The 18,780-nt window shown below is 55.0% G+C and carries 21 protein-coding genes; all 21 read right to left on the reverse strand.

The window, feature by feature from the left end; genetic code table 11:
- Nucleotides 1-29: 29 nt before the first annotated feature.
- Nucleotides 30-713 carry a cyclase family protein gene (locus ELR57_RS11750; RefSeq protein ID WP_126959258.1) on the reverse strand — a complete coding sequence of 228 codons (684 nt, stop codon included), beginning with the start codon at nucleotides 711-713 and terminating at the stop codon, nucleotides 30-32.
- A 12-nt stretch (nucleotides 714-725) separates the two neighbouring features.
- Entirely contained in the window at nucleotides 726-2,534 is a 1,809-nt protein-coding gene (ade, locus tag ELR57_RS11755) for an adenine deaminase (protein ID WP_126959259.1), read from the reverse strand.
- Nucleotides 2,535-2,548: 14 nt separating this feature from the next.
- Complete coding sequence (locus tag ELR57_RS11760) at nucleotides 2,549-2,818, reverse strand: EutN/CcmL family microcompartment protein (RefSeq protein ID WP_126959260.1); 270 nt, start codon at nucleotides 2,816-2,818, stop codon at nucleotides 2,549-2,551.
- Between the two features lie 2 nt (nucleotides 2,819-2,820).
- The gene (locus ELR57_RS11765) at nucleotides 2,821-3,567 is read right to left on the reverse strand and encodes a hypothetical protein (RefSeq protein WP_126959261.1); all 747 of its coding nucleotides are present in this window, start codon (nucleotides 3,565-3,567) and stop codon (nucleotides 2,821-2,823) included.
- A gap of 12 nt (nucleotides 3,568-3,579) precedes the next feature.
- Entirely contained in the window at nucleotides 3,580-3,864 is a 285-nt protein-coding gene (locus ELR57_RS11770; protein ID WP_126959262.1) for a BMC domain-containing protein, read from the reverse strand.
- Between the two features lie 87 nt (nucleotides 3,865-3,951).
- Nucleotides 3,952-4,437, reverse strand: a complete 486-nt coding sequence (locus ELR57_RS28535) for a BMC domain-containing protein (RefSeq protein WP_126959263.1) — start codon at nucleotides 4,435-4,437, stop codon at nucleotides 3,952-3,954.
- Nucleotides 4,438-4,462: 25 nt separating this feature from the next.
- Nucleotides 4,463-5,422, reverse strand: coding sequence for a hypothetical protein (locus tag ELR57_RS11780; RefSeq protein WP_126959264.1), 960 nt, complete (start codon nucleotides 5,420-5,422; stop codon nucleotides 4,463-4,465).
- Between the two features lie 27 nt (nucleotides 5,423-5,449).
- On the reverse strand, nucleotides 5,450-5,713 hold the full coding sequence (locus tag ELR57_RS11785; RefSeq protein WP_126959265.1) for a BMC domain-containing protein: 264 nt from the start codon (nucleotides 5,711-5,713) through the stop codon (nucleotides 5,450-5,452).
- A gap of 25 nt (nucleotides 5,714-5,738) precedes the next feature.
- Nucleotides 5,739-7,073 (reverse strand): UbiD family decarboxylase, encoded by a 1,335-nt coding sequence (locus tag ELR57_RS11790; protein WP_238162490.1) that lies wholly within the window; start codon nucleotides 7,071-7,073, stop codon nucleotides 5,739-5,741.
- Complete coding sequence (locus ELR57_RS11795) at nucleotides 7,070-7,633, reverse strand: UbiX family flavin prenyltransferase (RefSeq protein WP_126959266.1); 564 nt, start codon at nucleotides 7,631-7,633, stop codon at nucleotides 7,070-7,072. Before ELR57_RS11795 ends, ELR57_RS11790 begins: the two co-directional genes overlap by 4 nt.
- A 58-nt stretch (nucleotides 7,634-7,691) precedes the next feature.
- A complete protein-coding gene (locus ELR57_RS11800) occupies nucleotides 7,692-8,288 on the reverse strand; it encodes an aminotriazole resistance protein (RefSeq protein ID WP_126959267.1) in 597 nt (198 codons plus the stop codon).
- Nucleotides 8,289-8,320: 32 nt separating this feature from the next.
- Entirely contained in the window at nucleotides 8,321-9,106 is a 786-nt protein-coding gene (locus ELR57_RS11805) for a creatininase family protein (protein WP_126959268.1), read from the reverse strand.
- A gap of 28 nt (nucleotides 9,107-9,134) precedes the next feature.
- Nucleotides 9,135-9,926, reverse strand: coding sequence for an energy-coupling factor transporter transmembrane component T family protein (locus ELR57_RS11810; protein WP_126959269.1), 792 nt, complete (start codon nucleotides 9,924-9,926; stop codon nucleotides 9,135-9,137).
- Complete coding sequence (locus ELR57_RS11815) at nucleotides 9,916-11,604, reverse strand: ABC transporter ATP-binding protein (RefSeq protein WP_126959270.1); 1,689 nt, start codon at nucleotides 11,602-11,604, stop codon at nucleotides 9,916-9,918. The genes ELR57_RS11810 and ELR57_RS11815 overlap by 11 nt, the downstream gene beginning before the upstream one ends.
- Before the next feature lie 25 nt (nucleotides 11,605-11,629).
- Nucleotides 11,630-12,184 carry a cysteine hydrolase family protein gene (locus ELR57_RS11820; protein ID WP_126959271.1) on the reverse strand — a complete coding sequence of 185 codons (555 nt, stop codon included), beginning with the start codon at nucleotides 12,182-12,184 and terminating at the stop codon, nucleotides 11,630-11,632.
- A 162-nt stretch (nucleotides 12,185-12,346) separates the two neighbouring features.
- The gene (locus tag ELR57_RS11825) at nucleotides 12,347-12,697 is read right to left on the reverse strand and encodes a Na-translocating system protein MpsC family protein (protein ID WP_126959272.1); all 351 of its coding nucleotides are present in this window, start codon (nucleotides 12,695-12,697) and stop codon (nucleotides 12,347-12,349) included.
- Nucleotides 12,698-12,787: 90 nt separating this feature from the next.
- On the reverse strand, nucleotides 12,788-13,732 hold the full coding sequence (locus tag ELR57_RS11830) for an ABC transporter permease (RefSeq protein ID WP_126959273.1): 945 nt from the start codon (nucleotides 13,730-13,732) through the stop codon (nucleotides 12,788-12,790).
- On the reverse strand, nucleotides 13,725-14,774 hold the full coding sequence (locus tag ELR57_RS11835) for an ABC transporter permease (RefSeq protein ID WP_126959274.1): 1,050 nt from the start codon (nucleotides 14,772-14,774) through the stop codon (nucleotides 13,725-13,727). The genes ELR57_RS11830 and ELR57_RS11835 overlap by 8 nt, the downstream gene beginning before the upstream one ends.
- Nucleotides 14,767-16,317 carry an ABC transporter ATP-binding protein gene (locus ELR57_RS11840; RefSeq protein WP_126959275.1) on the reverse strand — a complete coding sequence of 517 codons (1,551 nt, stop codon included), beginning with the start codon at nucleotides 16,315-16,317 and terminating at the stop codon, nucleotides 14,767-14,769. Before ELR57_RS11840 ends, ELR57_RS11835 begins: the two co-directional genes overlap by 8 nt.
- Before the next feature lie 101 nt (nucleotides 16,318-16,418).
- Nucleotides 16,419-17,582, reverse strand: a complete 1,164-nt coding sequence (locus ELR57_RS11845) for a BMP family ABC transporter substrate-binding protein (protein ID WP_126959276.1) — start codon at nucleotides 17,580-17,582, stop codon at nucleotides 16,419-16,421.
- A gap of 107 nt (nucleotides 17,583-17,689) precedes the next feature.
- Complete coding sequence (locus ELR57_RS11850) at nucleotides 17,690-18,517, reverse strand: BtpA/SgcQ family protein (protein WP_126959277.1); 828 nt, start codon at nucleotides 18,515-18,517, stop codon at nucleotides 17,690-17,692.
- Nucleotides 18,518-18,780: the final 263 nt, after the last annotated feature.

The following is an 18,780-nucleotide window of genomic DNA, read 5'->3' on the forward strand; positions in this document are numbered from 1 at the left end:
CTACCTTCTTTATAGGTAAAAATTTTTCATCAATCGATAAGCACGGCGACCGCGCGAATTGGCGAGCCCGTCCCTTTGCGAATCTTCAGCGGCAGGCCGAAGTAGAGGAAGCGCATGCCCGCCACTTGGTCCAACTGGCACATGTTCTCCGTATTCGTTAAGCCGTAACGGCGGCACATCAGATGCCCTGAGAAATCCGGATCGTTCGGATTGTCGATCGAAGGAGCGTCCACTCCGATATTGACCGCCCCTTGCTTCGCTAGCCACTCGGCCGCCTCGTAATCAAGACCCGCATGCCGAGTCAACCATTCTTCCGTTCCGTAGGAGCGATTGTAATGGCCGGTATGAAGGAGCACGATGTCCCCTCTCTCGATGAAGAGACCGTTCTGATCGAGCTGATCCTTCAGGTCGGATGCCCGGATGTATCCGTCCGGGGAGACATGGGAGACGTCGAGGCAGATCGCAGGCCCGTAAAAATACTCCAGGGGCATCTCGTCGATCGTCTTCCCGTTGCGGTCGTATTCGTAGACGGCGTCGCTGTGCGTCGGTCCGTGCTCGTTGATGAGCAGGTTGTTTGTCGCGAATTCGAAGCCGAGCTGCTTCTTGCTCTCCTCGTGGGTCATGTTGGAGAAAATCATCGTTTTCTGATGTGGAGGAAATACCGGCATTCCCTGATAGATCTCCTGAGACAAATCGATTAAGCGAATTCCCATGCCAATCCTCCTCTATAGGACCGTCGGGAGGACTTCGAAGTTCTCCGCATCGATCAGGCCATGGTCGGTAATTTTCCATTTCGGGCTCGTCACCAGCGAGAGGAAGCTCAGATGCATAAACGGAACATGGATTCCGCAGCCGAGCTCCTCCCTAGCCTGACGGTGAAGCTCCGCGATCTTGTCACTCATCTCCTTGCCCGTGAGCTCGTCGGTCATGAGCCCTCCGATCCGCAGCGGCAGATCGCCGACGACCTTGCCCTGCTTGATCATACAGATGCCGCCGTTCATGGCGATGACTCGATTCGCGGCGATCAGCATGTCGTCGTAATTCGTTCCCGTCACGATGATGTTGTGCGTGTCGTGCGCGACGCTCTCCGCGATCGCCCCTTCTCTAAGCTTCATTCCCTTGACAAACGCCTTGCCGATCTTCCCGCTGCGACCGTGACGCTCGATGACGAGAATCGGCAGAACATCAGCCGAGACGTCCGGCTCGACGATACCGTTGGAAACGATCAAGCGCGATTCCGATGCGCCGGTCAGATTCTGGTCGGGAATGACCTCGATGACCCGGACAATCGCTTCCGAACCGCTGGCTCGAATCAAGATCTCTTCTTTCCTAAGCGGCTGTCGTTTGACCGAATGCTTGACCGAATCCGGATAGACGTAGGAAGGAATATCAACGGTGAGCTCGCCGCGCTCCGCCGACATCACGCCGGCCAGGTAAACCTGATCGATCGTCATCTTCTCCAGATCGGAGATGACGGCGATGTCCGCGCGTTTTCCGGGGGCAAGAATGCCGACATCCGCGAAGCCGAAATGCGTCGCCGGATTGATCGTAACCATCTGGATCGCTTCCACGGGATCGATTCCCGCCGCAATTGTCCGGCGAACGATGTCGTTCATGTGGCCATGCTTGAGCAAATCCTCGGGAACCATATCGTCCGAGACAAGGATCGCACGTCGCGAATCGACGCCCTCTTCCGTGATGGCGCGGATGCATTCCGGCATGTTGCGCTGCGAAGAACCTTCTCGAATGAAGACGCTCACGCCGTAGCGCAGCTTCTCTAGCGTCTCTTCTTTGGTCGTCGTCTCATGGCAGGAGACGTGCGTCCCGCCGGCGATAATGTGGGCGGCGAGCTGTTTGCCGAACAGTCCCGGTGCATTGCCCTCCACTGTCTTCCCGATGCTCTTGGCATAGACGACGGACGCGATCAGATCGTCGATCAACGGAGAAGCATGCTTGAACACGGGACCGACGTTGCTGAAGCCTTGAAGCTCTCCGATGCCTTGCACGAGCGGATCGTTCAGCAGCTGATCCATGTCCTTTGAACCGATCTCGGCCCCCGCAGTCTCTAGGCCCGGCACGTCCGGCGTCAGGCTTGGCACCGTGTATAGAACCCGATTCGGAAGCGTTCGTGCTTCGTCGATCATCGCTTTCATCCCATGAATGCCGAGCACATTGCCGATCTCGTGCGGATCCGCGACAAGGGTCGTTGTTCCCGTTGGAATGGACAGCTTCGAGAATTCGGTCACGGTGAGCATCGCGCTCTCGAAGTGCATATGAGAGTCGATGAAGCCCGGCGAGACGAACTTTCCCTTTACCTTCACCACGTTCGTCTCCGGACCGATCAGGCCGGAGGCGTCTCCCACCATTAGAATTCGGGAGCCCTTGATCGCGACGTCCGCGGCATAGATCTCTCTTGTAATGACGTTGATGACATAGCCGTCCTGCAGAACCGTGTCAGCGAAGAGACGGTCGTCCATTAGGGTATCGATCAGACGGCGATATTCCATTGCTTCCAATAATCGTTTTGTATCCATATTAGGCATATCTCCTAATTTAAGCTGTCCAGCGTATCGATAATGCCGACGATAGCGGCGTCGACGGGAGCGCCGGTTTCGGGCAGCGCCCGGGCGGCCATGCTGCCCATCACATAGATGACCCGTTCACCGATGCCAGCGCCAACCGTGTCGACCGCAATGACCGGCTCTCCGGTCAAGCTGCCGTCCAACCGAATCGGCTGCGCAACGAGCAGCTTCGTTCCGACAAGACGCTCATCCTTCCGCGTCGCGGTTACCCTGCCGATCACTTGTCCAAGCTGCATCGCTAACGACCTCCCGATTCAGAAGAATGTAAGTTAATGCCAAGCTTTGCCGCCATGTCCTTGGCAAGAGGAGTGACGATGGCGCCTGGCTGAAGGCGGCAGCTTCGCATTCCGCTCGCATGAGCGGCTGACAAGTCTTCCGCCGTGACGATTTGTTTCTTGGCTCTTACTCGCAGCCAATTGGTCATCTGATTCTGATCGATTATCCGTAGCCCATAGCTTCTGACAGATCCGAGCATCCCGTCCAGCTCTCTCCGGATCGCCGGCGGCGGCTGAAGTCCTTGCTCCGCCCATTCCGGATGACGTTCGTTCACGCCGACGTCCAGCGCCGCCGCACGCTTGCCAGCGAAGAGCATGCGAATCGTCAACCGTGAGAACGGATGCTCGTCATCAAGCCGAGAAAGCTTTGATAACAGCGAGAATGATAAGATCGGCAGGAAGATCGATTCGCATTCCGCCAATACGTCTTCTTTCCGATTATCTGCGGCAACGATATCGTCGCACCCCGTCCATCTGGCAATGCTAGCGATGGTGTATCGGCGTTTTGTTGCTTCGCTTAGGACAATTCGGACCCTCGCCTGAGAATGGACGAGCTCCCGGACCGCCTTCATGCCGGCCTCCATGCCGATCCAATGATCATCCAGGAGCACAAGCACGGCTGGATAACGTTCCGCAAGCTCCGTTCTCCTCCCGCGATAGTACAACTCCCTGGCGGTTCGGAGCGCTAACGCGCTAGAGGTGATTTCCATGAGGCTACCTTATTAGTTGCCGGAAGTCTTCGACAGGATTGCTTTCTCGACTTCGCTGTGAGGACGCGGGATGACGTGAACGGAGATCAGCTCACCGACTCGCTTTGCCGCGCTCGCGCCCGCGTCGGTCGCCGCTTTGACCGCGCCAACGTCGCCGCGAACCATGACGGTAACGAGACCGAATCCCACCTTCTCGTATCCGCAAATCTCAACATTCGCCGCCTTCACCATTGCATCCGCCGCTTCGATCGCCCCTACCAAGCCTTTCGTTTCTACAAGTCCTAACGCTTCTCCCATCGGTGATTCCTCCACTTAATTAATGTAGTTAATAATATTGTCATTGAAATCATTCTGCCTTATGCCAAATGCCGGATGAACGCGTGTTCAGGTATCTTCAGCCGGCGGTTTTAACGGATTCGGCCTCTGCTTCTTCTCAAGAGTTGGCCTCTCCTGTCCATTCTCTTCGGTCATTTTTGATTTCCCGTCTGCCTTTTCCGTTCCCGAAACGGCGCTGCCGTCACGATCAGTTGCGGCTTCCAGAGTCGGGCCGCCTTCCTCCGTCGGTAAAGTCTTTGCCGCCTCGAACCGCGACAGCACCTTCAAAGCGACTTCCTGATGAGCCCGCGGAAGGACATGCGCCGAGACCAGCGTACCGACACGGCTCGCTTCCAGCTTGCCCGCCTCTACGGCCGATTGAACGGCCGCCACGTCGCCGGCGAAATGAACGGTCACGCCGAGCATGCCGCCGACTCCGATGACTCGCTCCACCGCTTCGAGACGAACGTTCGCGGCCTTCAAGGCGGCATCCGCAGCCGATACAGCGGTCGCATACCCGATTGTCTCGATTAATCCGAGCGCCTGCTGTGCCATCTATTCGTCCCTCCTTTCGTTTCTTCTATATAAATGGCGGCGTATACGGCGCAACTTCCCTCCGCAGCGCTTCCGAAGCTCGCTGGATCGAAGCCGACGGTCCGGCGATCAGCAGATATCGGTCTTCGATCTTGTGACGGAAGCCCGCCTCCGCCATTTGCTTCATGCAGCGGTCGAGCAGAGCGACGCTCCGGAAACGGTCGATGCCTTCGACGACGACCACGCCTTCATCAGCCGTTACGCCAAGATGCTTAACAAGCAGAGCAGAGGGATAAGCCGTTTCATAGATTTGAACGGAGCCTGAACATTCGCAAACCTTGCGCTTCTCGAACCACCGTTCAAGCAGAGACCTTACGGCGGCGGAATCTCCTTCCCGTTTGCCGATCAGATAGATAGCGGAGACACCGTCTCTAGCCCCTTGTTTTCGCACGTCAATCTCCAAATTCGAAGCCCTGGGAAGAAGCTCGTCAAGTTCGAACAATAGACCGGGCAATCCGTTCTCCACGGCCACCGCACCGACAGTAACAGGCTGCGACGAGAAAATGCCAAATTCGGACGCTAGCTTCGGATTCAATTCGGGATAAAGCCAAAATCGCAGCGGTCCTTCCAAGCGTCCGATCATTCCGGAAGCGGAAGTTTCCTCTGCCGCGTAATCAGCTTCCTGTCCTGGAACGAATATCGCGTTTCCCTTCGCCTCATTCCGAATCTCGTCGTCTTGACCTTGGTTCAAGGTTAGCCGAAGTAAGGGAGATAAGGAATTCTCCATGAACTTCGAATTCGACCTAGAAGACGTGCTATTCCTCTCTGTCCCTCCCTTAGAGCCTCCCGACAATCCTGCATTCAACCGGCGATTCTGCTTCGCTCGTTGGTAATTCGGACGCTTCAACGCCAACTCCGATGTCGCTTCGCGAACAGGGTTCGGTTCCGCGTCAGAAGTCGGGATAGACTCGTCTTTTCTCAAGGCTGCCTCTACCACGTTTCTCATGAAGTCTGACAATCACCTCCCCCCCTTCTACATCATCTTGGCCAACTCCGGATGCGGCCGCGGAATCACATTGGCCGACACGAGCTCGCCTCCTGTTCGATCGGGAACCTGTTTGCCTGCTTCGATGGCGGACGATACCGCTGCGACATCGCCTTCCACGACGACCGTGACCAGTCCCGAACCAACTCGCTTCAGGTCGATCATTCGAACGGCTGCGGCCTTGCACATCGTATCCAGCGCTTCAAGCGCAGCGACGAATCCCCGCGTCTCGATCATGCCGATCGCTTCCATTCTGCTCCTCCTCCTTCTTGGTCAACTAGGCGCCTCTCTCCGGGACTCCATTCACGACGACGCTAGTTCGCCGATAGGCCTCTGCGGCGCTAGTCGGATATGTCGCATCAATGCCCATTTTTGCGCTTACCCCGCGCAGCTGATGGGACGGTTCGAGCGGAGAACCCTTCGCTCCCGGAACGATAAATACGTCTAAATCGGCCTGAACCCTCGTCGCGATCGCCCATTCCACGTCCTCCGCATCGAAGATGTTCACATCCTTGTCGACCACAACGACATGCTTCAAATCCTTATCGCTAGCGAACGCGGCGAGGCAAGCCTGCTTGGCATCGCCTTCGGATTGCTTGTCGATGGAGATCACCGCGTGATATCGGCCGATGCCGCCGGGCGTCAGATGAACGTCAAGCACGTCCGGTACGACCTGACGTACGGTGCTTAACAGCACGGCTTCCCGCGCGATCGCCATCGGCGTGTGCTCTTCGAAGCCGGAAGGATAGATCGTCTGCCAGATCGGGTCGTTGCGGAATGTAATCGCCGATAACTCGACGATCGGCTGCGGGGTACGGTCACCGTAATAGCCGCCAAGCTCCCCGAACGGGCCTTCCTGTTCTCGGACATGCGGCAACATCCTGCCTTCGAGCACCACTTCGGCTTCCGACAGCACCTCCAGATCAACCGTTCGGCATGGCACGACCTCAAGCGATTGACCGAGCAGAGCTCCGGCGACGTCTAGCTTGTCCCGATGATACAAGTGAGTACTGATTTGGGAAGCGAGAATGACCGCCGGAACGACGCCGAACATGATCGCCACTTCCATTGGAGCATTCTCTTGTTCGTATTCCTTGTATTGCCGGAAGAGCTCCGGCGAGGAGATCAGAATGCTGGCGCGATTGCCTCCGAGATACTGCATTCTTCGTATGGACGTATACCGCTTGCTGCCATCTTTCTGCTTCACGACGAGAACGCCGGAGACAAGATACCGTCCGGAATCGTCCTTATGGTACTTACAGATCGGGAACAGCTCGTCCAAGACGATACGGTCCGTGACCACATTCTCCTGGACGGGACCACGGTCGACTCTCCGCGTCGGAATCGGCGTGACTATCGCGTCAATCAGCTTCGGGACAAGGTCCCGCACCCCGATGTCCATGCTCTCGGCGAGCATCCCCCGATCCCCGCCCAATCCGGACACCATCGGAACTCGATAGCCCTTGATCTTGTGAAAATAGTAGGGCTTCTTCCCTCGTCCTCTTCGCACGATCGCGGCCAATTCGTATTCCGGATCGACTTCCTCCCGCACATGCTCGATTCGCCCGGACTTCTCCCAATGCGCAAGGAGACTTCGGATGTCGGTCATCATTCCGCCGCCTTCTCCCCCCATCTCACCATTAGAGAATGCTCGATTCCGAAGCCGTCCAGCACGCGGGCGACAACGAAATTCACGAGCTCCCAGATCTCTTTCGGGTGATGATAGAAACCTGGAGAAGCTGGCATGATGTCCGCGCCGGCCCTCGCCAGCCGGGTCATGTTCTCCAGATGGATTAGATGAAGCGGCGTCTCGCGCGGAACGACAATCAGCTTGCGCTTCTCCTTCAACATGACGCTTGCTGTCCGGCTTAGGAGAGTGTCGCCTACTCCGTTGGCAATCGCTCCGAGCGAGTTCATCGAACACGGAATGATTGCCATTCCGTCCGTCTTGAACGAGCCGCTTGCCACCGAAGCGAACAGGTTTCGATTGCTCAGGATCGTCGCGTAGTTTTTCATTTCGTCCATCGTCACGCCGCACTCGAACTTCATGACTTTCTCAGCCATTTCGGTCGCGATCAAGTAGGTATCCACGCCTAGATGGTTTAGGGCACGAACGAGTGAATAAGCATAGATGGACCCGCTTGCTCCGGTCACGCCAACTACAATTCTCATAGGATTTGCTCCTTGCCTTTATCTGTCTGTTCCGTGAAGCGGTTCAGCTCGGCTGGCTCTAGCTCCAAGGAATCATCGTTTGCACTTTCTCAAGCCTGCGCGCCAGGAATAGAACAAGAATCGGAGTTCCAATGACAAGGGGAGGAACATCGCTCAAGCCAATCCATAGCACTCCCCACCAAAAATTGAATATTCCGAAAAAATGAAGGCTGGCGCAAGCGATCACAATCATCACGATTCCTGCGGCGAGTGACCAAAGCGCCGATTGAACGAGAACGGACTTGCTGCGGCCCAGTTCTGCAAGCGTCCTGCCCCGACCGACCATCATCGCGGGCAGCCAGCCGGTAAAGCCGACCATGATGCCATCGGCCAGCAGCGTGTGTGCCGGAAGGAACGTCCCTGCCAGCAGCGCCCAGACGACAGTGCCGATGTATCCGGAGAAAAAGCCCGTCTTCGGACCAAATAGGATGCCGATGACGGCCGGAAGAAACGCGAAGATTCGAAGTTGAATGACTCCGGGCACGAGCGCGATCGGATTCGCATACGCCCACAGTACTCCGGTCATCACTCCGAATATGACCCAGAATACGATGTTCACGATTCCGGCGGATGACGTTCGGGTTTCTGTCTTAGCGGTACTCCACTCATTGGACATGGTTTCTTTTCCTCCTCGATACGTTGCGTCGTTTACTTTCGATACCTCGTGTTCAGAACCTCTAGCAGCATCTCTCCCAGCTTGCGCACGGCATAGTCCAGGAACAAACTGCCTTTCTCTTCGGTAGCCAGCGTAGGAGCTCCGATCACCCCCTTACTTGAGACGTCGCTTGTTTTCCAACCTGGAATAATCGGTCCTTTCAGGCTGACATGGCAGCCATGAGTCAGAATGGCGTCCGGGAACTCGTCCTCTGCCTTAGCCATATCCACAAGCTCCGGGCGAATAGCCAGCATCAATGACGTTTCCAGCTCGCATGCATGGAAGACGCCGTAATCTCCGGATTGCTGCAGCTCTTCCAGAATGTCGTTCCAGAAGGTGGTGAACCACCAATCGAACACGAACACTTCGGCGTCCAGTTCTATTCTCAGGTCTCGGCTAATCACGTTAAGAAGGTCGGTGTTGCCCCCATGGCTATTCACGAAGATAAACCGCTCGAAACCGTGTTTTCGCATCGAAGCGCACATTTCCGACAACATTGCCATGGCCGTACGAGTCGAGAAGCTGATCGTTCCCGCAAAATCCGAGTGTTCGTTGCTCTTGCCGATCGGAATCAGAGGGGCGATTAATACGCGATATCCGGGAAAATCCCTCTTGTCAGCCAATTCCTTCATCAACCGGTCCAAAATGATCGTGTCGGTGCCGACCGGCAGATGTGCTCCATGCTGCTCGATTGCCCCGATCGGAACGATGACGAGCGCATCTTGCTTATCCATTCCTTTGATCTCGTAAGATTTCAGCTCCGCCCAATGTTGAATCATGCGCATCAGCTCCTTTTATCGAATGCGGTTAGGTGGCTTGCAACGGATATTTCGTGCCGATTAACACAGCGATCGCCCACAAGAGCAGGAAGGCGGCGCTGAACCTCGCATCCCCTCCGGTGATCCGGAAGGAACGATAGGAGCTGCGGTTGCGCGTGAATTCCAGCCGATAGAGATGCATGGACAACGCGATGTTCTGTCCGGCCTGAATGGAGCGAATAAACAGCGGGAACAAGATGATCGAGTAGCGGCGGATTCTCGAAACAATGCCGCCCTTGTCGAGTTCAAGGCCTCGAGCTCGCTGAGCGTCGGCGATCGTGCGGAATTCGGAGATCATGATCGGAATGATCTGGAACACCAGTCCGCACATGAATGCCGCCCGGAGAGGGATTCGAAACTGCCGAAGCCCGTAGATCATCTCGCTGAAGTTCGTCACCATGATAAGCGAGTAGAACGAGGTGACCATCAGGAAGATCCGAAGCGCCGAGACAACAGCCCTCGTCACGTCGGACGCCTCCAATCGCACCGTACCTAGTGCAACCAATGCGGTTCCTCCGCCGTTCTCCGCCGCTCCGATCACCAGCCAGGTAACCATAGCCATAAGCAGCAGCGGCAGCAACTTTCGAACGATCCCTCCCGCCTCCCGAAGCAGACCGGATATCGTCCATAAGGCTACGGAACTCGCGATGAGAAGAGCCATGACGAGCAGGTCTTTGAACACCACTGTCAGAACAGTCGTCCCGACGAACCAGATCAGCTTGATGCGGGGATCGATCCGATGAAGCAGAGTCCTCTTGTTCACGTAGCCGTTAAACTTCATCTGCCGTCACCTCGTTTCCGGAAGGCTTCGCTTCGAATCGGCATAGCCGGACAAAATCAGGAATCGTCAGAATACCCGGGACGCCTAACCTATTGGCGATTCGAGTGATTTGCGGAAGCTCAATCTTCGCCTCACGAAGCAGTGCTTCTTCACGGAAAGCCTCTTGTGTCGTTCCTTGCAGAAGGATTCGCCCCCCCTTCATGACGATGACTTCGCTCGCCGTATCGGCAACGAAGGCCATCTCATGGCTGATGACGATGACCGTCTTTCCTTCGGAGGCAAGCCCCTTCATAAGCTTGGCGAGCAGGTTCTTCATCTCCCGGTCCATTCCGAGCGTAGGCTCATCCAGGATGAGGATGTCCGGATTCGCGGAGAGAACGGACAGGATAGTCAGGATATGCTTCCGGCCCATCGACAAGCTATTTGGAAAAGCATCCTTGAACTCGAGCAGTCCATGAGCGTCGAGCAGTGCCGAGATATGATCTTCGCTCCAGGGCAGTTCCATCGTGCGCGCCGAGAACGTCGTTTCCTTCCAGACCGTATCCTCAAAGAGCATATGGTCTGGATGTTGGAACACGTAAGCGACTCGTCGCGCCATCTCCGCCGTGCTCTTCCCTGCGATCGATTCGCCATCTAGATAAATCGTTCCGGACGTCGGCTCGATCAGTCGGATCAGATGGCGAACCATCGTCGTCTTGCCGGATCCGTTCTGGCCGAGCACTGCGGTGATCCTACCTGGGAGGAAGCGGGTATCGACGCCGGCCAACGCCTGGAAGTCTTCATACTTCTTCACCAGTGCTTCGATCCTGATTGACGGTGCATCTTCATTCGGAGACGACGCTTCGAATGTATGCGGTGGAACGGAGAAAGCGATATTCATAGCCCCCAGTGTCTCCGCTGCCTCTTCGACATTGGCGAACCAGCTAACCTCCTGCTTGCTCCGAAGCTCATGGAAGAGCTCGACGGCTTGAGGAACCGTCACTCCCAGGCGCGCGGACATCTCCTCGTTACGCAAAAAGTCGTCCACCGCCCCGTCGAATACGATCCCTCCCTCTTCCATTCCGATCACCCGGTCGACAGCGCCGGCCGGCCAATCCAGGTTCTGATCGATCAGCAGAATCGTCTGTCCTTGGGACTTGAGCTGTCGCAGAACGTCGCTAACGAGCTCCTTGCCCGCCGGGTCGAGCGAGCTGACAGGCTCGTCCAAAATGAGCAGATCCGGCTCCATGGCTAGAACGGAGGCAATACACACGGTTTGCCGCTGACCGCCTGACAACGAATCAACCGCACGCTCGCGCATGTTCTGAATTCCGAAGAGGTTCAGTACTCGGTTCAATCGAACGCCGATCTCCTGCGCGTGGAGCCCCATGTTTTCCAATCCGAAGACAATGGCATCCTCCACCCGGTAGCCGAATAGCTGATTCTCCGGATTCTGAGTGACGAAACCAACGCTTCTTGCCTCCGCGCTGCCGAACTCGATCTCTCCTGATAGCTTTCCTCCTCTATGCAGATGAGGGATGACACCGCTCAGAAGGTAGGCGACGGTCGACTTGCCGCTTCCGCTGCTGCCTGTCAGCATGACCGTCTCGCTCTTTGCGATATCGAAGCTTGCCTGATTGACAGCCGGCTTGGTGCCATGTGGGTATTGGTAAGACAGCTGCCGTACGGAAACGATCATGTTCCGCTCCTCCTTTCGCAAGAAATTAGCCGACCATCAACTCATCCATGCCGACAACCCGTCCGAGCACGTAATCGATATGTTCCAATGCCGCTTCGTGCTGCTTCTGCGACGTACCGGCTACGCACTCCTTCGGAACGATAACGTAAAAGTCATGCTGCTGAGCGTCCGTCGCCGTGGCGCGCACGCATACGTCGGTTGCCGCTCCGGTGAGGATGATTGTGTTCACGCCAAGACCCTTGAGCAGAACCTGGAGATCCGTTTGGAAGAACGCGCTGTACCTTCTTTTCTGAATAACGTAATCCGTTGGCTCCGGCTTCAGCTCTTCCAGAATCTCGACTCCTCTCGTGCCCTCCACGCAATGGATCGGCTCGCTGCGGTCCAGCTCGCGTCCGAAATCGACGTGATTCTTGCGATGGATCTCCTGGGTATAAATGACGGGAATTCCGTTGGTTCTCGCATAGGCCAGAAGCTTCTTGTTGTTCTCGATCAAGCTGGGATCGGATTTGCAAGGGATAACGGCCTCCTCTCCGACGAAATCGTATTGCATGTCGATGACGATGATCGCTGCTTTTTCCATGTTGATTGATCTCCTTTCGGGTTTGGGGGGAATAAAAAAAGAAATCCGCCGTTAGAAAAGAAGCTCTCTAACAACGGATTTCTTAATCGTAAACGATAGAAGAAACGCCGAGGGTATAAGTCGGTATCCGCCGAGATAAAATCCCGGAGAATCGCCGGCAATTTAACTTTCCGTCAGGATGACGGTGACCGCCCATTCCGTATCGGGATCGTAATCCCGCAGAATCGCCGCCGCTTTCAATCCGAATTCCTCTTCGACCCGAGGCTTGAACCGGAGCTTGAACTCCGAATGCAAGGCGTAATCGACCGCTTGCTTCATCTGCCCGTATCGTTCCTCTAGGCTCTTAAGGGCCGGAACTCTCTGATGCTTGACGTAGATGGAGATGACCCCATCGTCCAATGAGATCCTGATCTGGGTGACGCCGTACCCGTAAATCTCCTTGTTGATCTCGTTATAGATCCGGGTCAGAGACTTCTTCGCGTCATTGGACAGGATTGTTCGAGTCAGGGACATCGGGCGCCCTCCATTTATGGGATTGATTATAAGAGCCTCTATGTCTTCTTGTCAATGTACATGTTAGATTTGTTTACAAGTTTGTGTTGATCAGGCTTGCGGCCCTTTCTGCTTCTTCAATAGTTTATTAGCCTTGCGAGTCATAGAGACGGAATAGAAGACGAGTCCGAGAATCGTAGCTACGTAAGGCACAGTCGAGATTAGTTCAGCCGGGATCTTCAGAAGCTGCAACGCGTTGGACAACGCTTCTGCGAAGCCGAACAGAAATGAGGTAATTGTCGTCCCGATGGTCGTGCTTCGTCCCATCGATTCGGCGGCAAGCGCGATCCAGCCTCTACCCGCGGTCATGTTACGAGTGAACAAGGAGAGATAACCCATCGACATGTAAGCCCCGCCGAGACTGGCAAACAGCCCGCTAAGCAGAAGTGCGGTATACTGAATTCGTTTGACCTTGACCCCAACCGACTCGGCTGCATGCAGATTCTCTCCGACCGCTCGGATCTGCAGGCCTAAAGGCGTCTTCTTCAGCAATACGAACACGGCTACGGCCGCAACGATCGAGAGATAAGTCAGGACATGATGACCGGACAGGATCGGACCGACGACCGGAATGTCTTCGATCAGCGGAATTTCGACCGAAGGCAGAACCTTGCTCGCCAGCGATGAAGAAGTCCCTTTGTCCCCCGTCAGCATATACAGCACGAAAATGGTTCCGCCCGAAGCAAAAGCATTGATCGCGATTCCGCCCAGGATGAGGTGCGTCTTGAACTGCAACGTGAAGAAAGCGAGCAACCCCGCAATCAGCAACCCGCCCAACGCCGCTCCCAGCAGCCCCAGCCATGCGCTGCCGGTATATGCACTGACGAGAACGCCTAACAGCGCGGATGTCAGCATGATGCCTTCCAATCCGATATTGACGATACCGGCCCGGTTGGAAATGAGAGCGCCAAGCGCCGCGAAAAGAATCGGCGTCGTGACCCGTAACACAGAGAAGGCGAAGTCGGTGGTCAGGATGACCGCAAGGAAGTCATGCATTCATCTTCGCCTCCTTTAGTAGCATGCGATTTTTCCAGAACTTCAGGAATTGATCTGCAGAAACGAGCAGTAGAATAACCGCCTGGATAATCGAGATCAACTCGGACGGAACGTCCGAATAGCGCGACATCATGTCCGCTCCGACTCGAATATAAGCCAGGAACAAGGCGGATCCGATCACAGCCAGCGGATTGTTCTTCGCCAGCATCGCAACAAGAGCTCCATCCATGCCGTACCCCGGAAGCGCGTTCCATTGGAATCGGCTGTACATGCCCAGTACTTCGACGGAACCGCCGATTCCGGCGATCAACCCCGCAAGAAGATGAACGTACAAGATGACCCGCCCCGTCTTAATGCCTGAGTATTCTGCGAATTCGCGGTTAGCTCCCGTCATCCGCAACTCATAGCCCCACTTCGTCTTGTACATGAAGTAGTGACCGGCAACGATACAGACGAGAACGATAATAAGCCCTGTATGGATTCGCGTACCCGGAATGATCCGGTCCAGGACAGCCGTCGGCTCGAATTTGAACGACGCGGTCTGGAATGCGGATGCATCCCGAAGCTTGTAATTGAGGATGTATTGGCCCACTCCGTATAGAATGCTGTTGAACATGAGCGATGTGACCAACTCGTTCGCATTCCATTTCGCTTTCAGGAAGCCCGGGATTCCCGAGATCAACGCGCCGACAATCCCGCCAAGCAGAATCGCAACGATCGGATGAAGGAATCCATTTAATGAGAAATGAATGGCTGCTGCGGAAGCGACCAAAGCGGAGAAATAGAAGATCCCTTCGGCGCCGAGGTTGAACATATTCATCTTAAACAGCAAGGAAAGCGCAAGCCCGGTGAACATGAGCGGAATCGCCATCTCGACGACGTTGCCCGCGTGAGAGACCGAGGAGATCGGTTCATAGAGGAAAATCCCTATCGTCTGCAGAGGACTTCCGCTGACGAACGAGATCATAATGAACGTCAGCAGCAGCGAGATCAACAGCACCGCCGCGGTCCGAATGAGTTCGAAATGTTTGGACTTAAGCATGCATGGCCCTCCTGATGGATTGTTCGTCCTGCTTCTTGATGCCAAGCATGTACAACCCCAGTTCCTCTTCTGTCAGTTCGGACGGACGTTCGAAGCAAGCAGCCATATCCCCCTCATACATCACCGCCAACGTATCGCTCAACTCGAGGATCTCGTTCAGGTCAGCCGAGATAAGCAGGATCGCACACCCTTCTTCCTTCAGTTCCAGCAGCTTGCGATGAATGAGCTGAGCTGCGCCGACGTCGACTCCACGGGTCGGCTGCTCAGCAATCAGAAGCCGAGGAGCGGTCGAGCTCTCGCGGGCGACGACGACCTTCTGCATGTTTCCGCCTGACAACATGCCGATCTCTTGAGCGGGTCCGGATGCTTTGATCTGGAACTCTCTGATTTTCTCTTCCGTCAGCTCCGCCATCTTCTTCCGCTTCTGGAAGCCCCATCTCGTCCAAGCTTTGCTATTGTAGACCGTGGAGATCAAGTTGTCGACGATACTGGCTTCCTTGGCTGTTCCCTGCCTCATTCGGTCTTCCGGAATATAAGAAACGCCCAAGCCGCGAATCTCTCCGATATCGAACCGGGAGATATTGGCGCCCGCGACCTGAACCGTGCCGCTGTCTCCTTCAAGTCGCCCGGTAAGAGCCTCGACTAGCTGCGCCTGTCCGTTTCCCTCCACGCCGGCTATGCCCAGAATCTCACCTTCGCGGATGGATAGATTAATACCCCCGAGCACTTTCTTGCCTTCCTTGGAATAGCCGAGATCTCTGACTTGCAGCACGGATTCTCCGTATTCACGTCCCGACTTCGCGTATTTAAGAACGACATCGCGCCCCACCATGAGCCGGGAGATCTCTTGCTCCGTCACTTCTCTGATGTCGAAGACACCTTCGGTTCTTCCGTTTCTCATGATCGTAATCCGATCGCAGATTGCTTTGACTTCCTTCAATTTATGGGAGATAAAGACGATCGTATGGCCATTCTCCCGCATCAGCTTCAACTGTCCGAACAACTCTTCTGTCTCCTGAGGAGTCAGAACCGCGGTTGGCTCGTCCAGAATGAGAATCCGTGCCCCGCGAACAAGCGCTTTAAGAATTTCGACCTTTTGCTTCATGCCGACGGACAGATTCTCTACTTTCTCCTCCGGGTCGACTTGAAGGTTGTACCTGAAGGAGAACTCCCGCGTCAGTCTGGCAGCTTCAGCCTGGTTCAGGAACACCCCTTTTTTCGGCTCCATTCCGAGAACCATGTTCTCCGCGACGGTAAACGAAGGAACGAGCATGAAGTGCTGATGCACCATCCCTATGCCAAGACGAATGGCGTCCATCGGAGATTGTAGACGAATTCGCGAACCGCGTAAGTAAATCTCGCCCTCGCTCGGTTCTTCCATGCCGAACATCATTTTCATTAGGGTGGACTTGCCCGCTCCGTTCTCGCCCGCGACCGCGTGTATCTCCCCTTCGGCAAGGGAGAAGTTCACTTTCTGGTTAGCGACGACGCCGTTGGAGTAGACCTTCGTAATATTGCACATCTCTAACAGTGTCTCTCTCATAAGCAGTCTCCTCCGCCCTCAGCTTCCTTGGTGATCAAGCGACGATAAATCCGGCCGGAGGAGACTCGCTCGTATAGAATCTCCTCCTGCGGATTCACCCCTTACGGTTTGACGGAATTACGGATCTTCTCGACTTCCGCCGTCTCCATGCTATTCGCGTCGTCAACCTTGATTTCTCCGGACTGCAGCTTGGACTTGATGTCGTTGATCTTAGCTTGCATGTCCGCGTTCATCAGTTTGCCGTAGATCTCATTCTCCGCGATGCCCGTTCCTCCTTCGGCGAAACCGAGCGTCTCGCGTTGGCCGAACTTTAGCGTGCCATCCTGGAAGTTCTTCACTGCTCGAAGGATGGATTGATCAATGTTCTTCATGGAAGATGTAATGATAAGATTCGCTTTCTCCGCGTCCGTGTCTAAGAACAGCTTCGCTTGGTCGGAATCGACTCCGACCGCGTATTTCTTCTGTTCCTTCGCGGCATCGAAGATTCCAAGCCCGGTGCCGCCGGCGGCGCCGAAGATAACGTCAGCGCCTGCATTGTATTGAACGAGCGAGAGCTCCTTGCCCTTGGCGGGATTCGTGAAGTCTCCCGCATAGGAAGTGACAACCTTGATCTCTGGATCGATGTATTTAGCCCCTTCAATATAGCCGACGAGGAAGGCGTTAATGCCCGGTACGTCTAGGCCGCCAAGGAATCCGATCTTCTTGTCTGGATTCGTTCCCGGCAGACCCGAAGTCGTCGCGAGAGCAGCGACCGCACCAGCCAAGAAAGAAGCGTCATTGACCTTATAATTCATCGCGTACACATTCTCGGGAACCTCTGCGAAGTCCGTGTCGAAGTCGATGAATTTCTTGTCTGGATGCTCGGAGGCGACAGCGTGGAACACTTCCGAGGCGGTCGAGTTGCCGGAGATGATCAGATCCCAATCTTGATTCGCGATGTCCTCGTAGATCGGCTGATACTTGGTCAGATCGGTTCCCATCTCGATAACCTTCGTTTCCGCTCCAAGCTCGGATTTCACGAGTTCGATCCCGCGGTTCGCCGAATCTAGGAACGACTTGTCGCCAAGGTTGCCCGGAATGAGCAAGACAACCCTTAGCTTGTCTCCCGATGCTGCTGCGTTTGGCGATGCGTTCGCTGCAGCGCTGGAACCGCCGGAGGATATACTCGCGGTAGGCGAGCTCCCGTTATTGCCGTTGTTGCCGGAGTTAGAGCAAGCGGACAGAACCAATGTCAGAGAAGCTAGCAGTACCAGTACTTTTTTCATCTCTTCATTCCCTTTCCTCTTCTTGTTTTTGTGATTTGACTCCAATCCAAGGTGTAGCTATATGAAACTCCGGCCGCCATTGACGGTCAGAACTCATATCCGATGAATTATGGCTGGGAAACGAACGATTTCGCTCGGTAGGCTTTCACGACATCCATGAATGCCTTGACTCGCTGAGGATCGACCAGGTTGTCGAACTTGCCGTCCACCTTGAACGTCGTTCCGACAACCGCTCCATCAGCGATCGATAACTGCCGTTCGATCGTCTCGATGGTGCAGCCCGTGTTGCAGAAGACGACGGTCTCGGGAACGGCGGCCTTCACCTTCGTGAGAATCGCGTTGTCCGTGGCAGCGCCCGCCGTCAAGCCAGAGACGCACAAGGCGTCCGGACGATTGTTAAACACGGTGGACTTCGCGATATCGACGATGTCGCGGTCGGCTAGGTACTTGGAGGCTTCCGGCACTATGTTGAAGAGCATCTTAAGATCCTTGGCGCCTAGCTCCGCCTTGTGCCGGATCGTCTCTCCTACATTGGTGTTCCACAGGCCAAAGTCGCTGGCGTACACTCCCGTGATAATCTCACGAATGAATTTCGCCCCGGTGGCCACCGCCAGATCGATCGAAGCGATCGGATCCCACAGCACATTCACTCCAAACGGCACTCGGATATCCCCCATCAACTCCCCGATAATCCGAGCCATGCATGCGACCGTTTCCGGTCTAACTTTCGTTAGATATGGCAAACTGAACTCGTTCGAGAACATAACGGCGTCCACTCCGCCGTCCTGCAGGCCTATCAAATCTTGCCTAGCCAGATCGATGACCCTTCTCATCCCTCCTTCGCTCTCATAGTACGGATCGCCCGGCAAGGCCCGGAAATGGCACATGGCGATGATCGGTTTGCGCGTACCGAACGTTTCTTCAATCCATTGCATGTTGTCTGCCTCCACCACTCGTTGATTTGCAAATCTTGAATTGCCAGAATATTCTTTTGTGATCTTATACGTTAGATTAGTTAACATTAAGTTAACTAATTTATCCCGATTATAGACCCATGTCAGATATACCGTCAAGATTAGATGTGATTATTTAATTTCTTTTTTGATTCATTTTGTTCCTTTTGTGATCAAGCACAAAAAAGCCTTGCAGCTGCCCAATGGAAGCGCGACGCGAAAGCGCGTCGACGATTGCATAAGGC

Origin of the sequence: Cohnella sp. AR92, from assembly GCF_003990975.1 — a bacterium.
GTDB lineage: Bacteria > Bacillota > Bacilli > Paenibacillales > Paenibacillaceae > Cohnella.

What these genes read in the sequence shown, in the direction of transcription:
- ELR57_RS11845 (WP_126959276.1), bottom strand. Translation starts at nt 17,582, where the DNA reads ATGAAAAAAGTACTGGTACTGCTAGCTTCTCTGACATTGGTTCTGTCC.
- ELR57_RS11815 (WP_126959270.1), bottom strand. Translation starts at nt 11,604, where the DNA reads ATGATCGTTTCCGTACGGCAGCTGTCTTACCAATACCCACATGGCACC.
- ELR57_RS11790 (WP_238162490.1), bottom strand. Translation starts at nt 7,073, where the DNA reads ATGATGACCGACATCCGAAGTCTCCTTGCGCATTGGGAGAAGTCCGGG.
- ELR57_RS11800 (WP_126959267.1), bottom strand. Translation starts at nt 8,288, where the DNA reads ATGTCCAATGAGTGGAGTACCGCTAAGACAGAAACCCGAACGTCATCC.
- ELR57_RS11780 (WP_126959264.1), bottom strand. Translation starts at nt 5,422, where the DNA reads ATGAGAAACGTGGTAGAGGCAGCCTTGAGAAAAGACGAGTCTATCCCG.
- ELR57_RS11795 (WP_126959266.1), bottom strand. Translation starts at nt 7,633, where the DNA reads ATGAGAATTGTAGTTGGCGTGACCGGAGCAAGCGGGTCCATCTATGCT.
- ELR57_RS11825 (WP_126959272.1), bottom strand. Translation starts at nt 12,697, where the DNA reads ATGTCCCTGACTCGAACAATCCTGTCCAATGACGCGAAGAAGTCTCTG.
- ELR57_RS11820 (WP_126959271.1), bottom strand. Translation starts at nt 12,184, where the DNA reads ATGGAAAAAGCAGCGATCATCGTCATCGACATGCAATACGATTTCGTC.
- ELR57_RS11760 (WP_126959260.1), bottom strand. Translation starts at nt 2,818, where the DNA reads ATGCAGCTTGGACAAGTGATCGGCAGGGTAACCGCGACGCGGAAGGAT.
- ELR57_RS28535 (WP_126959263.1), bottom strand. Translation starts at nt 4,437, where the DNA reads ATGGCACAGCAGGCGCTCGGATTAATCGAGACAATCGGGTATGCGACC.
- ELR57_RS11750 (WP_126959258.1), bottom strand. Translation starts at nt 713, where the DNA reads ATGGGAATTCGCTTAATCGATTTGTCTCAGGAGATCTATCAGGGAATG.
- ELR57_RS11785 (WP_126959265.1), bottom strand. Translation starts at nt 5,713, where the DNA reads ATGGAAGCGATCGGCATGATCGAGACGCGGGGATTCGTCGCTGCGCTT.
- ELR57_RS11840 (WP_126959275.1), bottom strand. Translation starts at nt 16,317, where the DNA reads ATGAGAGAGACACTGTTAGAGATGTGCAATATTACGAAGGTCTACTCC.
- ELR57_RS11830 (WP_126959273.1), bottom strand. Translation starts at nt 13,732, where the DNA reads ATGCATGACTTCCTTGCGGTCATCCTGACCACCGACTTCGCCTTCTCT.
- ELR57_RS11770 (WP_126959262.1), bottom strand. Translation starts at nt 3,864, where the DNA reads ATGGGAGAAGCGTTAGGACTTGTAGAAACGAAAGGCTTGGTAGGGGCG.
- ELR57_RS11835 (WP_126959274.1), bottom strand. Translation starts at nt 14,774, where the DNA reads ATGCTTAAGTCCAAACATTTCGAACTCATTCGGACCGCGGCGGTGCTG.
- ELR57_RS11805 (WP_126959268.1), bottom strand. Translation starts at nt 9,106, where the DNA reads ATGATTCAACATTGGGCGGAGCTGAAATCTTACGAGATCAAAGGAATG.
- ELR57_RS11765 (WP_126959261.1), bottom strand. Translation starts at nt 3,567, where the DNA reads ATGGAAATCACCTCTAGCGCGTTAGCGCTCCGAACCGCCAGGGAGTTG.
- ELR57_RS11810 (WP_126959269.1), bottom strand. Translation starts at nt 9,926, where the DNA reads ATGAAGTTTAACGGCTACGTGAACAAGAGGACTCTGCTTCATCGGATC.
- ELR57_RS11850 (WP_126959277.1), bottom strand. Translation starts at nt 18,517, where the DNA reads ATGCAATGGATTGAAGAAACGTTCGGTACGCGCAAACCGATCATCGCC.
- ade (WP_126959259.1), bottom strand. Translation starts at nt 2,534, where the DNA reads ATGGATACAAAACGATTATTGGAAGCAATGGAATATCGCCGTCTGATC.